Genomic DNA, 12578 nt, shown 5'->3' on the forward strand with positions numbered 1-12578 from the left:
GATGGGTGGGTCTACAGCGAGGAGGCATGACGTGGCCGAGGACCGCGCACCGGGGAACCCGGAAGGCGACGAGCCCATCAAGCAGCGGAAGAACGGCCTGTACCCGGCCGTCTCCGACGAGCTCACCGAAGTGATGAAGTCCGGCTGGGCCGACACGGAGCTGCACGGCCTGCAGCCCCTGGAGCAGTCGGCGTACGCCGCCAAGCGGCGCGCCGCCCTGTCCGCCCGCTTCCCCGGCGAGCGGCTGGTGGTCCCGGCCGGAAATCTGCGTACCCGCGCGAACGACACGGACTACCCCTTCCGTGCCGCCACCGAGTACGTGTACCTGACCGGCGACCAGACCCAGGACGCCGTCCTGGTCATGGAGCCGAACGGTGACGCGGGTCACGATGCGACCGCCTACCTGCTGCCGCGTTCCTCCCGGGAGAACGGCGAGTTCTGGCTCGACGGCCAGGGCGAGCTGTGGACCGGCCGCCGGCACAGCCTGGCGGAGGCCGAGGTGCTGCTCGGGATCCCCTGCGCCGATGTGCGCAAGGCCGCGGACGCGCTGCGCGAGGCGACCGGCCCGGTCCGCGTCGTCCGGGGCTACGACGCCGGCATCGAGGCCGCGCTGACCGACAAGGTCACCGCGGAGCGCGACGCCGAGCTGAAGGAGTTCCTGTCCGAGCTGCGGCTGGTCAAGGACGAGTGGGAGATCGGCGAGCTGCAGAAGGCCTGCGACTCCACCGCCCGCGGCTTCGAGGACGTCGTCCGCGTCCTGGACAAGGCCGAGGCCACGTCCGAGCGCTACATCGAGGGAACGTTCTTCCTGCGCGCCCGCGTCGAGGGCAACGACGTCGGCTACGGCTCCATCTGCGCCGCCGGCCCGCACGCCTGCACCCTGCACTGGGTCCGCAACGACGGCCCGGTGCGCTCCGGCGACCTGCTGCTGCTCGACGCCGGTGTGGAGACGCACTCCCTCTACACCGCCGACGTCACCCGCACCCTGCCGGTCGACGGCACGTACACCGGCATCCAGCGCAAGATCTACGACGCGGTGTACGAGGCCCAGGAGGCCGGCATCGCCGCCGTCCGCCCCGGCGCCGCCTACCGCGACTTCCATGACGCGGCCCAGCGCGTGCTGACGGAGAAGCTCGTCGAGTGGGGCCTGGTCGAGGGACCCGTCGACCGTGTCCTGGAACTCGGCCTGCAGCGCCGCTGGACCCTGCACGGGACCGGTCACATGCTCGGCCTCGACGTGCACGACTGCGCCGCGGCCCGCACCGAGACCTACGTCAACGGCACGCTGGAGCCCGGCGTGGTCCTCACCGTCGAGCCCGGCCTGTACTTCCAGGCCGACGATCTGACGGTCCCCGAGGAGTACCGCGGCATCGGCGTGCGCATCGAGGACGACATCCTCGTCACCGCCGACGGCAACCGGAACCTCAGCGCGGGCCTGCCGCGCAGCTCCGACGAGGTCGAGAGCTGGATGGCCGGCCTGCGCGGCTGAGCCACCGCGCGCGGGCGGTGCCCCCGCTCCGTCCCCACGGGACGGGGGGCCGCCCGCACCGGCGCAAGGACCGCGCGCGGGCGGGCGGTTGACGCCGGGCGGGGACGCCCTGGGTCACGACACCCTGAGCAGCGCGTCGTCCCGCCATTTGAGGATCTTGTCGAAACTGACCACCGCCCCGTGACCGGGCCGGTTGTGGAAGTGGACATGGTCCACCAGCGCCTCGATCAGGAACAGCCCGCGTCCGTGCTCGGCGTGCTGGTCCTTCTTCGACAGCGGTCGTACGGAGTGGTGCGTGCGGCGCAGATCCGGGGCGAAGCCCGGTCCGGAGTCGGCCACCTCGATGCGGCAGCGGTCGCCCTCGATACGGGCGGTCACCCGGTACTCGCCGTGGCTCGCGTGCTCAACAGCGTTGGCACAGGCCTCGCTGAGGGCCACGGACAAGTCGTACGAGATGTCGGGGTCCACCCCGGCGGTCTCCATCGTCCCCAGCAGGAGCCGACGGGCGAGCGGAACGCTCGCAGCCTCGCGCCGCAAATGGAGGGACCACCAGATGCTCATGCTCAGCCTCCTGGCTGCGGCTCGACATACCGTTACGTATTGCCCCGAAACACGGCCGGTAAGCGTGGTGTTGACGTGATGCCGCCCATACGGCCGATGCCCGGCCCTGGCACATGGGTGTACGCGGGCGGCCGGAACCCATAGCACACACCGCCGAAATGCGAGACCCACTGCACGCGAACGGGGGACCCGGTGAGAGGATGACGCCCGTCATGGCCTCTCCTGTGCGCGCCGGCGCCGATCTGCGACTGCTGCGGGCCGCGGTGTTCACCGCGGTCTGCGTCGTGTTGTCCGCGGTCGCGCACTCGCTCGCCTCGGGCCACGCGGTGCCCGGCTGGTCGCTGGTGGCCGGCTGGGTGATGGTCTTCGCGGTGGCGGCGCCGCTGGCCGGCCGGGAGCGGTCGCTCCCCGGGATCGCCGCGGGCCTGGCCGGCGGACAGCTGGCCCTGCACGTGCTGTTCAACGCGGGCGGGGTCTGCGGTCCGGGCGGCGCCCCCCGGACCGGCGGGATCATGGAGCTCGCCGGACGGCTGATCTGCAGCCACCGGGCTCTGCCGCTCACCCCGTCGACGGCACGGCAGATCGTGCGCCAGGCGGGCATCGACCCGGACGCCCTGCCGCTCGGTGGCATGGCCCACATGAGCGGGATGAGCGGGATGAGCGGCATGACGCACGCTCACGCCGAGAGCACGATGCTGGCCTACAGCCTGCCGATGCTGCTGGGGCACCTGCTCGCCGCGCTCGCCGCGGGCTGGCTGCTGCGCCGTGGCGAGGTCGCGCTGTGGCGGCTGATCACTCTGGGCGTGCGCGGTCTCGCGGAACTCACCGGCGCCGCCCTGCGGCACGCCGTCGCTCTGATGCGCGCCCTGGTGTCGGAGGCGCTCACCACGCCGTCCGCCGCGGCCGTCCCGCGCCGCCGGGCCGCCGACTCCGGTCGGCCGCGCACAGTCCTGTTGCGGCACAGCCTCGCCCGGCGCGGGCCTCCGGCGTACGCCCTCGCGGCCTGAACGCGACCCGCTCCACGGACGTAGGGAGACGGAGTCGCGCGCCGCACGCGTGCCATCTGTCATCCCTCACACCTTCATCACCCGTGGAGTGTCTGCACCCATGAACCCCATGAGCACCGCCATGCGTCGCGCCGTCGCCATCGCCGGACTCAGCGGAGCGGCCGTCCTCGCCGCCGCCGTGCCCGCCTTCGCGCACGTCTCCGTGCAGCCGGGCACCGCCGCCAAGGGCGGCTACAGCACCGTGGCCTTCAAGGTCCCCAACGAGGAGGACAAGGCGTCGACCATCAAGGTCGAGGTCAACCTGCCGGCCGACCACCCGATCGCGTCGGTCTCCCTCCAGCCCGTCCCCGGCTGGAAGGCGGAGGTCGTCAAGACCAAGCTCGCCAAGCCCATCACGAGCGACGACGGCAGCATCACCGAGGCCGTCACCAAGATCACCTGGACCGGTGGGAAGATCGCCCCGGGTGAGTTCCAGCAGTTCCCGGTCTCGCTCGGCCCCCTGCCGGAGGACGCCGACCAGCTGGTCTTCAAGGCCGTCCAGACGTACGACAACAAGGACGTCGTCCGCTGGATCGAGGAGCAGCAGGAGGGCCAGGACGAGCCGGAGCACCCGGCGCCCGTGCTGACGCTGGCGGCTGCCGCCGACGCCGAGCCCGGCGGTCACAGCCACGGCGCCGCCGCTTCCCCCTCCCCCGTCGCCGACACCAAGGCCGGTGGTGACGGCAAGACCGCCACCACGGTGAAGACCGCGTCCGCCGACTCCAGTGACACCACCGCCCGGGTCCTGGGCGTCGTCGGCATCGTCGTCGGCGTGCTGGGCGTCGGCTTCGGCGTGCTCGCCGGCCGCCGCCGCGGCGCCGGCGGCGGCACCCCCGCCGTCTGACGCAGCATCGCCGGGTGACCGCCGCCGTGCGCGGCGGCGGCCACCCGGCGTCGTACCGAACTTCCTGGGGAAACCTGATGCGTACCACCACCCGGACGGCGGCCGCGGCGGCCGCCGTCGCCGCGCTCGCCCTCACCCTGGCCGCCTGCGGCGGCTCCGACGACACGGCGGGCGCCGGCAACGACGCCGTCGTCGTGTCCAGCGACGCCACTCAGAAGGCCGCGACCGTCCTCGACACGCCGTTCGACAAGCCGGACATGATCCTCACGGACACCCACGGCGCGAAGTACGACCTGGTCAAGAAGACCGCGGGCAAGCCCACACTGCTCTTCTTCGGCTACACCCACTGCCCCGACGTCTGCCCGACGACGATGAGTGACATCGCCATCGCCAAGTCCAAGCTGCCCAAGGCCGAACAGGCCGCGCTCACCGTGGTCTTCGTCAGCACCGACCCCGCGCGCGACACCCCGTCGCGGCTCGGCGCCTGGCTGGGCGCCATGGACAAGTCCTTCGTCGGCCTGACCGGTGACTTCGCCACGATCCAGGCGGGCGCGCGCTCGCTCGGGATCGCCGTGGAGAAGCCCGTGAAGGAGAAGGACGGCAGCATCACCGTCACGCACGGCGCGCAGGTCATGGCGTACTCGCCGAAGGACGACAAGGCGCACGTGCTCTACATGTCGGGCACCACCTCGCAGCAGTTCGCCGCCGACCTGCCCAAGATCATCCAGGGACGGACACCGTGAGGCGCCCGGCCGCAGCGGTGGCGGTCGCGTTGACCCTCGGGCTGGGGCTCGGCGCCACGGCCTGCGGCTCCTCGCCGAACGGTCCCGAACTCAACGTCAGCGGCGCCTACATACCGCAGCCCGCGCTCGGGGACATGGCGGCCGGCTACTTCACGCTGACCAACAGCGGTGACCAGGACGCCCGGCTGACCTCGGTGACCAGCGACCTGGCCGGCGAGGTGACCATGCACTCCACCGCGGGCAACGCGATGCGGTCCGTGGCCTCGTTCACCGTCCCGGCGGGCGGACGGCTGACCCTCGGGCTCGGCGGCAACCACCTGATGCTGATGAAGCTCACGCACAAGCCCGTGGCCGGGGAGGAGGTGTCCGTGGAACTGCACTTCGACGACACCGACGCCATCGACGTACGGGTCCCGGTCAAGCCGGCGGGCTATCGCCCGGGGGACTGAGGAGGGCGTTATGAAGGAGCTGACGAAGGCCGGGCTGCGACTGCTGGCCGTACCACTGGCGGTGCTCGGCCTGCTGCTCGGCGGCGCCGCGCCCGCCTCCGCGCACGCCGCGCTGGTGAAGACCGAACCGGCACAGGGCTCGGTGGTGAAGACCGCGCCGCAGCAGGTGCGGCTGACCTTCTCCGAGGGCGTGCTGCTGGCGTCCGACGCCGTCCGCGTCCTCGGACCGGACGGCAAGCGGGCCGACAGCGGCGCCGCGAGCAACGGCGGCGAGGGGAGCGACACGGCGGTCGTCGCGCTGCGGCCCGGGCTGGGCAACGGCACGTACACCGTGGCCTGGAAGGCGGTCTCCGCCGACAGCCACCCGGTGGCGGGGGCCTTCGTCTTCTCCGTCGGCGCGCCCTCGAAGACCACGGTCAGCCTGCCCACCGAGGAGGCGGGCGGCGGTGTGGTCGGAGCGCTGTACGACGTAGGGCGCTACGCCGCCTATCTCGGGTTCGCCCTGCTGGTCGGCTCGGCCTTCTTCCTGGGCGTCTGCTGGCCGGCCGGCGCCCAGCTGCGGCCGCTGCGCCGGCTGGTCGCCGGCGGCTGGGCCACCATGGTCGCCGCGACGATAGCGCTGCTGCTGCTGCGCGCCCCGTACGCCAACGGGGGCTCTCTCGGGGACGTCCTCGACCTCGGCGCCGTGAGTGACGTCCTGGACACCCGGCCCGGCGCCGCGCTGCTGTCGCGGATGCTGCTGCTCGCGGCGTCGGCCGTCTTCATCGCCGTGCTGTTCGGCAGTTACGCCAAGCGCGAGGACCCGGTCGAGCGCCAGGACCTCGCCTGGGGTCTGTCGATCGGCGGCACCGTCGTGGCCGTGGGCCTCGCCGCGACCTGGGCGATGGCCGAGCACGCCTCGGTCGGCATCCAGGCGTCGGTGGCCATGCCGGTCGACATCGTCCACCTGCTGGCCATGGCGGTCTGGCTGGGCGGCCTGGCCACACTGCTCGTCGCGCTGTGGCGGGGGCTGCCGGTGGAGCGTTCGGCGGTACGGCGGTTCTCACGGATCGCCTTCTGGGCCGTGGCGGCCCTGGTCGCCACCGGCGTCTACCAGTCGTGGCGTCAGCTCGGCTCCTGGGACGCCCTGGTCTCCACCGGCTACGGGCAGCTCCTGCTGGTGAAGCTCGGACTGGTCGTGCTGCTGCTGGAGCTGGCCTGGCTCTCCCGGCGCTGGACGGGGCGGCTCGCCGAGAAGGCCAAGGCCGTCCAGCCCGTGCGGAGCGCGAAGAGCGCAAGGGCCGCGGCCGCCGTCGCCCAGCCGGTGGCCGCGGGGCGCGGCGGCGACCCCTCCGTACGCACCGCGCAACTGGCCCGGCAGGAGGCGGCGCTGGCCAAGGAGCGGGACCGCAAGGCGCGCGACGCCGACCCGGAGCGCACGGGCCTGCGCAAGTCCGTGCTCGCCGAGGCAGCGGTCGCGGTCGTGATCCTGGGTGTCACCACCCTGCTCACCGGTACGCAGCCGGGCCGGGCGGCCGAGGAGAGCGCGGCGGCGGGGGCGACCGCCCCGGCGACCTCGGTCCCCGAACCCCTGGACGTGCGGATCCCGTTCGACACCGGCGGCCCGAACGGCAAGGGCGAGGCGGAGGTGACGCTCGACCCGGGCAGCACCGCCGAGAACGAGCTGCACCTGCTGATCACCGCCCCCGACGGCCAGGCGCGCGACGTCCCCGAGGTGAAGGTCTCCTTCACCCTCCCGGCCAAGAAGATCGGCCCGATCCCGGTCACCCTGGGCAAGATCGACACCGGCCACTGGAGCGCGGAGAACGTCCAGATCCCGATCCCCGGGCAGTGGACGGTCTCGGTCACCGTACGGACCTCGGACATCGACCAGGTCACCCGCACCAGGACAGTGAAGATCAGTTGACGAACGACCCGATCCGCCGGCACATCTCGCGGCGCCGTCTGCTCGGCACCGCCGGTGCGGCCGGCGCCGCGGGGCTGGCCGTGGGCGGCGGCTCCGCCGTCGCGGCGAACGCGGCCCGCGACGAGCCGGCCGCGCTCGCCTCGGTGGGCGCCGCGAGCGTGCCCTTCCACGGTGTCCACCAGGCCGGCATCGTCACCGCGGCTCAGGCGCACGGCCATCTCGTCGCCTTCGACCTGGCCGCGGACGCCGGGCGCGGGGGCGCGGCCGCGCTGCTGCGCCGCTGGTCGGCGGCGGCCGAGGCGATGACGGCGGGCCGGGCTCCCGCCGGTGACGACCAGATCGCCCTGGACGCCGGGCCGTCCTCGCTGACCGTCACCTTCGGTTTCGGCCGCTCCTTCTTCGGCCGGACGGGGCTGCGGGCGCGGCTGCCCGAGGCACTGGCCCCGCTGCCGGCCTTCTCCGCCGACGCGCTCGACCCGCGGCGCGGCGACGGCGACCTGTGGATCCAGATCGGGGCGGACGACCCGCTGGTCGCCTTCCACGCCCTGCGCGTGCTGCAGAAGGAGGCCGCCGGAACGGCGGCACCGCGCTGGCAGATGAGCGGCTTCAACCGCGCCCCCGGGGCCACCGCCGTTCCCCGCACCACCCGCAATCTGATGGGGCAGATCGACGGCACCAACAATCCCAAGCCGTCCGACCCCGACTTCGGGCAGCGGGTCTTCGTTCCCTCCTCCGGCGCGCCGGAGTGGATGGCCGGGGGCTCGTACGCGGTGGTGCGGCGCATCCGGATGCTGCTGGACTCCTGGGACCACCTCCCCCTGGAGCGCCAGGAGCGGGTCATCGGGCGCCGCAAGTCCGACGGCGCCCCGCTGTCCGGCGGCACCGAGACCACCAAGCCGGACCTGAACAGGATCGAGGCCGACGGCCGGACCTTCGCCATCGCCGCCGACGCCCACGTCCGCGTGGCCGCACCGGAGTCCAACGGCGGCGCCGCGATGCTGCGGCGCGGCTTCTCGTACCACGACGGCTTCCGCGACGACGGCGCCCCGGACGCCGGGCTGCTCTTCGTGGCCTGGCAGGCCGATCCGCTGACGGGCTTCGTCCCCGTACAGCGCAAGCTCGACCGGGGTGACGGGCTCTCCCGCTTCCTGCGGCACGAGGCGAGCGCGCTGTTCGCGGTACCGGGCGGGGCGGGCCCCGGCGAGTATGTCGGGCAGCGGCTGCTGGAGGCGTAGGGCGGGCCGCCGGGAGGGCCCCTAGGCTGACCTGTATGTCGCCGGCGAGCCGCTACACCTATCTGGGTCCTGAGGGCACGTTCACCGAAGCCGCGCTGCGCACCCTCCCGGAGGCGGCCACCCGGGAGCTGGTGCCGGCGGTGTCGGTCCAGGCCGCGCTCGACGCGGTGCGCACCGGGGAGGCCGCGGCCGCGCTCGTGCCGATCGAGAACTCGATGGAGGGCGGCATCACCGCCACCCTCGACGAGCTGTCGGCCGGGACCCCGCTGATGATCTACCACGAGGTGCTGCTGCCGATCGTGTTCGCCCTGCTGACACGGCCGGGCACGGGGCTGGCGGACGTCAAGACCGTCACCGGGCACCCGGCGGCCCAGGTGCAGGTGCGCCGCTGGCTGGCGGAGCACCTGCCCGACGCCCAGTGGGAGTCGGCGGCCTCCAACGCGGACGGCGCGCGGCTGGTCGCCGAGGGCCGCCACGACGCGGCGTTCGCGGGGGAGTTCGCGGCCCCGACGTACGGACTGGACCCGCTGGCCACCGGGATCCACGACGCGGTGAACGCCGAGACCCGCTTCGTGCTGGTCGGCCGTCCGGCCAGGCCGGTCGCGCCGACCGGGGCGGACAAGACCTCCGCCGTCTTCTGGCTGGGCGAGGACCATCCGGGCGCGCTGCTGGAACTGCTGCAGGAGTACGCGGTGCGCGGGGTCAACCTGATCCGCATCGAGTCGCGGCCGACGGGCGAGGGCATCGGCCGCTACTGCTTCTCCGTCGACTGCGAGGGGCACATCACCGACCGCCGCGTCGGCGAGGCGCTGATGGGGCTGAAGCGGATCTGCCCGCAGGTGCGCTTCCTCGGCTCGTACCCGCGGGCGGACCGGGTAGGGCCGCAGCAGCGCAAGGGGACGACGGACGAGGAGTTCATCGCGGCCGCGGACTGGCTGGGGAGGGCTCTGGACGGACGGGCCTGACCCTCCGCTCCGCGCGTCCCAGGGGGCCTGCCGGTGAACAACCGGTGGGCCCTTCCGTTGTCCACCACGTTATCCACAGGCCTTGGGGGCGAGCTGGGGATAAGTCGACACGACAGTGATGACGAGTAGGGACCAGATCGACAAATCGGTACAGGGGCGCCATCCCACCGCACAGACCCTCAGGTCGGCATTCGTCACCCCAATACCTTCGAACAACTCGATAGGGGGAAGAATTCTCACTCGAAAGGGAGTGTGAGTGGGGTTTGACCGGGGAATCCATGGGCCCACGACGGTCCGCCGGAATGATCGACTCCATCGTCCACAGTTCATCCACACCCGCTGTGGACAAGCCGGTGGAATACCCGGCCCCCTGTGGATAACCCGTCCCGCCGGACCTGCTCCAACTGCCTTTGTCCACAGGCCACATGCCCTCGGGGGAGGGACGTGCGGAATTCGGTTGACGGACACTTTAACGTCATTTTCAGCCGCGCCCCATTTCCGGTGCCCTCCCTTTCGAATCGGACATAACGTTACATAAAGCACTTAACTTGTCGCGTTCGGGCCCGTTCCCCCGGTAGCCTGTCCCCGTGATTGACCTTCGCCTGCTTCGTGAGGACCCCGACCGTGTGCGCGCCTCCCAGCGCGCCCGTGGAGAGGACGTCGGCATCGTCGACGCCCTGCTCTCCGCCGACGAGCGGCGCAGGTCGTCCAGTACCCGCTTCGACGAGCTGCGCGCCGAGCAGAAGACGCTGGGCAAGCTCATCCCGAAGGCCCAGGGGGACGAGCGGGCCGAACTCCTCAAGCGGGCCGAGCAGCTGAAGGCCGCGGTCAAGGCCGCCGACGTCGAACAGCACGAGGCCGCCGAGGAGGCGCAGCGCCTGCTGCTGCAGCTGGGCAACATCGTCCACCCCGACGCCCCCATCGGCGGCGAGGAGGACTTCGTCGTCAAGGAGGTGCTCGGCACCCCGCGCGACTTCACCGCCGAGGGCTTCGAGCCCAAGGACCACATCGACCTCGGCGAACTGCTCGGCGCCATCGACGTCGACCGCGGCGCCAAGGTGTCCGGCTCGCGCTTCTACTACCTGACCGGCGTGGGCGCCCTGCTGGAGCTGGCCCTGGTCAACGCGGCCATCGCGCAGGCCGGCGCGGCCGGCTTCACCCCCGTCCTGACCCCGACGCTGGTCAAGCCCGAGGCCATGGCCGGCACCGGCTACCTCGGCCAGGTCGAGGACGACGTGTACTACCTGGAGAAGGACGGCCTGTACCTGGTCGGCACCTCCGAGGTCCCGCTCGCCGCGTACCACATGGACGAGATCATCGACGGCGCGAAGCTGCCGCTGCGCTACGCGGGCTTCTCGCCCTGCTACCGGCGCGAGGCCGGCTCGTACGGCAAGGACACCCGCGGCATCATCCGCGTCCACCAGTTCGACAAGGTGGAGATGTTCGTCTTCACCCGCCCCGAGGACGCCGAGGCCGAGCACGAGCGGCTGCTGGAATGGGAGAAGCAGTGGCTGACCTCGCTGGAACTGCCGTTCCGGGTGATCGAGCTGGCCTCGGGTGACCTCGGCTCCTCGGCGGCGCGGAAGTTCGACTGCGAGGCGTGGATCCCCACCCAGGGCAAGTACCGCGAGCTGACCTCGACCTCGAACACCACCGAGTTCCAGGCCCGCCGGCTGTCCATCCGGATGCGGGACGAGAACGGCACGCGCGCGCTGGCCACCCTCAACGGCACGCTCTGCGCCATCCCGCGGACGATCGTCGCGCTCCTGGAGAACCACCAGCAGGCCGACGGCTCGATCCGGGTCCCCGAGGTGCTCCGCCCGTACCTGGGCGGCCGTGAGGTGCTGGAGCCGGTCGCCAAGTGACTGCGCTCCCGCACCTGCCCTACCGTCTCGTGGCGACCGATCTCGACGGCACGCTGCTCGGGCCCGACCACACCGTCTCCGAGCGCTCGCGCCGAGCGCTCGCCGTGGCCACCGAGGCGGGCGCCGCGCACATCGTCGTCACCGGGCGCCCGGTCGCCCGCACCCGGCACGTGCTGGAATCACTGGGCTACCAGGGCCTCGCGGTGTGCATGCAGGGCGCGCAGGTCTACCACGCGGGCGAGCGACGGCTGCTGACCTCGGTCACGCTGGACCGGCCGACGGCGCGGCTGGCACTGGAGAAGATCGAGGCGGCGACCGGCCGGCTGACCGTCGCGGCGGCGCTCGACGGCATGGACGGCGACATCGTCCTCGGCCCCGGCTACCGGCTCTTCGAGTCGGAGCTTCCGGTGGGCCAGGTCGACGTGCTGGACGAGCTGTGGACGGCGCCGATCAGCAAGCTGTACATCCAGCACCCCCATCTGGGCGACGACGAACTCGCCGAGGCGGCCATCGCGGCCGCCGGCGGCCTGGTCGGGGTCGTGATGTCCGGGGCCGGCATCGTCGAACTGCTGCCGCTGGGGCTGTCGAAGGCCAGGGGCCTGTCGCTGGCCGCCCGTCGGCTGGGGCTGACCGCCGCGGACACCATCGCCTTCGGTGACATGCCCAACGACCTGCCGATGATCGACTGGGCCGGGTACGGCGTCGCCATGGGCAACGCCCACGAGTCGCTGAAGTCCGCCGCCGACGAGGTCACGGCCTCCAACGCCGAGGACGGTATCGCGGTGGTGCTGGAGCGGCTCTACCCCGCGGTATGAGCCCGCGGCAGGCCAGTCCGATCAGCAGGGCGGTGAAGTGCCCGAGGTCGGTGTACGTCCGTCCGGACAGCAGCAGCGGATACGCGAAGAAGCCCCCGGCGGCCGCCAGGTAGAGCCATCGCCACGGGGGTCGGAGGTAGTGCGTGAGCACGCCCACCACACCGGCGAGGCCGTAGCTCACACCGATGTCGACGGTGTGCGCCATCGACGGCGACAGCCGGTCGGCGTGGATGCCCAGGAAGACCGCCTGCTGGCTGATGAGCGTGGCGCCGACGTGGGCGACGGCGACGACCGCGAGCCAGCGCCGGGTGCCGAGCCGTCGCTCGGCGGGGGCGTGCACGACCTCGTAGAAGAGGAAGTACGGCAGGAAGGCCTGCGGGGACTCGATCCACAGCGCGCTGACGATCAGCACGCGGACCGGGTGGCTGCCCAGCTCTTCCAGGTTGGTGCTGTTGTGGTGCAGCAGGAAGCCGCGGATGTGCGGCGACACGGCCGCGAGGATGCCGCTGGTCACCGCGAGGATGAGCAGCCAGGTGTGGGTGCCGGGTGTGGAGCGCACCCACGCGCGGGCCTGAAGGAACAGCAGGCGCGCCGCGTCGCCCGGAGCGACGCGGCGCCGCCTGCCACCGGCGTCGTGCGCCGGCTCGTTCGATGCCATCC

At 72.3% G+C, this 12578-nt stretch carries 12 protein-coding genes; 10 read left to right on the forward strand and 2 right to left on the reverse strand.

The features are described from left to right. The first annotated feature begins 1 nt into the window (after position 1). On the forward strand, positions 2-1489 hold the full coding sequence (locus tag ACFWVC_RS17575; RefSeq protein ID WP_384285943.1) for an aminopeptidase P family protein: 1488 nt from the start codon (positions 2-4) through the stop codon (positions 1487-1489). Between the two features lie 114 nt (positions 1490-1603). Here ACFWVC_RS17575 and ACFWVC_RS17580 read toward each other — a convergent pair whose 3' ends face one another. After that, positions 1604-2050: an ATP-binding protein gene (locus ACFWVC_RS17580; protein WP_384285948.1), complete on the reverse strand. Its 447-nt coding sequence runs from the start codon at positions 2048-2050 to the stop codon at positions 1604-1606. 212 nt (positions 2051-2262) lie between these two features. Here ACFWVC_RS17580 and ACFWVC_RS17585 point away from each other — a divergent pair, with 212 nt between their 5' ends. From ACFWVC_RS17585 to ACFWVC_RS17625, 9 genes are all read left to right on the forward strand, one after another. Continuing rightward, on the forward strand, positions 2263-3057 hold the full coding sequence (locus ACFWVC_RS17585; RefSeq protein ID WP_384285950.1) for a hypothetical protein: 795 nt from the start codon (positions 2263-2265) through the stop codon (positions 3055-3057). Between the two features lie 100 nt (positions 3058-3157). Continuing rightward, entirely contained in the window at positions 3158-3940 is a 783-nt protein-coding gene (locus tag ACFWVC_RS17590) for a YcnI family protein (protein ID WP_384285955.1), read from the forward strand. Between the two features lie 77 nt (positions 3941-4017). Continuing rightward, positions 4018-4683, forward strand: coding sequence for an SCO family protein (locus tag ACFWVC_RS17595; RefSeq protein ID WP_384285958.1), 666 nt, complete (start codon positions 4018-4020; stop codon positions 4681-4683). Further along, positions 4680-5132: a copper chaperone PCu(A)C gene (locus tag ACFWVC_RS17600; protein ID WP_384285962.1), complete on the forward strand. Its 453-nt coding sequence runs from the start codon at positions 4680-4682 to the stop codon at positions 5130-5132. Before ACFWVC_RS17595 ends, ACFWVC_RS17600 begins: the two co-directional genes overlap by 4 nt. 10 nt (positions 5133-5142) lie before the next feature. Continuing rightward, a complete protein-coding gene (locus tag ACFWVC_RS17605; RefSeq protein WP_384285966.1) occupies positions 5143-7038 on the forward strand; it encodes a copper resistance CopC/CopD family protein in 1896 nt (631 codons plus the stop codon). Further along, positions 7035-8273 carry an iron uptake transporter deferrochelatase/peroxidase subunit gene (gene efeB / locus ACFWVC_RS17610; protein ID WP_384285970.1) on the forward strand — a complete coding sequence of 413 codons (1239 nt, stop codon included), beginning with the start codon at positions 7035-7037 and terminating at the stop codon, positions 8271-8273. Before ACFWVC_RS17605 ends, efeB begins: the two co-directional genes overlap by 4 nt. A 35-nt stretch (positions 8274-8308) precedes the next feature. Further along, entirely contained in the window at positions 8309-9238 is a 930-nt protein-coding gene (gene pheA, locus ACFWVC_RS17615; RefSeq protein WP_384285976.1) for a prephenate dehydratase, read from the forward strand. Between the two features lie 587 nt (positions 9239-9825). Continuing rightward, positions 9826-11103 carry a serine--tRNA ligase gene (gene serS / locus ACFWVC_RS17620; RefSeq protein WP_384285980.1) on the forward strand — a complete coding sequence of 426 codons (1278 nt, stop codon included), beginning with the start codon at positions 9826-9828 and terminating at the stop codon, positions 11101-11103. Continuing rightward, on the forward strand, positions 11100-11918 hold the full coding sequence (locus ACFWVC_RS17625) for an HAD family hydrolase (protein ID WP_384285982.1): 819 nt from the start codon (positions 11100-11102) through the stop codon (positions 11916-11918). Before serS ends, ACFWVC_RS17625 begins: the two co-directional genes overlap by 4 nt. Here ACFWVC_RS17625 and ACFWVC_RS17630 read toward each other — a convergent pair. Beyond that, the gene (locus ACFWVC_RS17630; protein ID WP_384285985.1) at positions 11854-12576 is read right to left on the reverse strand and encodes a rhomboid-like protein; all 723 of its coding nucleotides are present in this window, start codon (positions 12574-12576) and stop codon (positions 11854-11856) included. The two genes, ACFWVC_RS17625 and ACFWVC_RS17630, sit on opposite strands and share 65 nt — an antisense overlap. Positions 12577-12578: the final 2 nt, after the last annotated feature.

Origin of the sequence: Streptomyces sp. NPDC058691 (assembly GCF_042714775.1) — a bacterium.
GTDB lineage: Bacteria > Actinomycetota > Actinomycetes > Streptomycetales > Streptomycetaceae > Actinacidiphila.

What these genes read in the sequence shown, in the direction of transcription:
- ACFWVC_RS17630 (WP_384285985.1), bottom strand. Translation starts at nt 12,576, where the DNA reads ATGGCATCGAACGAGCCGGCGCACGACGCCGGTGGCAGGCGGCGCCGC.
- pheA (WP_384285976.1), top strand. Translation starts at nt 8,309, where the DNA reads ATGTCGCCGGCGAGCCGCTACACCTATCTGGGTCCTGAGGGCACGTTC.
- ACFWVC_RS17585 (WP_384285950.1), top strand. Translation starts at nt 2,263, where the DNA reads ATGGCCTCTCCTGTGCGCGCCGGCGCCGATCTGCGACTGCTGCGGGCC.
- ACFWVC_RS17605 (WP_384285966.1), top strand. Translation starts at nt 5,143, where the DNA reads ATGAAGGAGCTGACGAAGGCCGGGCTGCGACTGCTGGCCGTACCACTG.
- ACFWVC_RS17595 (WP_384285958.1), top strand. Translation starts at nt 4,018, where the DNA reads ATGCGTACCACCACCCGGACGGCGGCCGCGGCGGCCGCCGTCGCCGCG.
- ACFWVC_RS17590 (WP_384285955.1), top strand. Translation starts at nt 3,158, where the DNA reads ATGAACCCCATGAGCACCGCCATGCGTCGCGCCGTCGCCATCGCCGGA.
- ACFWVC_RS17580 (WP_384285948.1), bottom strand. Translation starts at nt 2,050, where the DNA reads ATGAGCATCTGGTGGTCCCTCCATTTGCGGCGCGAGGCTGCGAGCGTT.
- ACFWVC_RS17575 (WP_384285943.1), top strand. Translation starts at nt 2, where the DNA reads ATGGGTGGGTCTACAGCGAGGAGGCATGACGTGGCCGAGGACCGCGCA.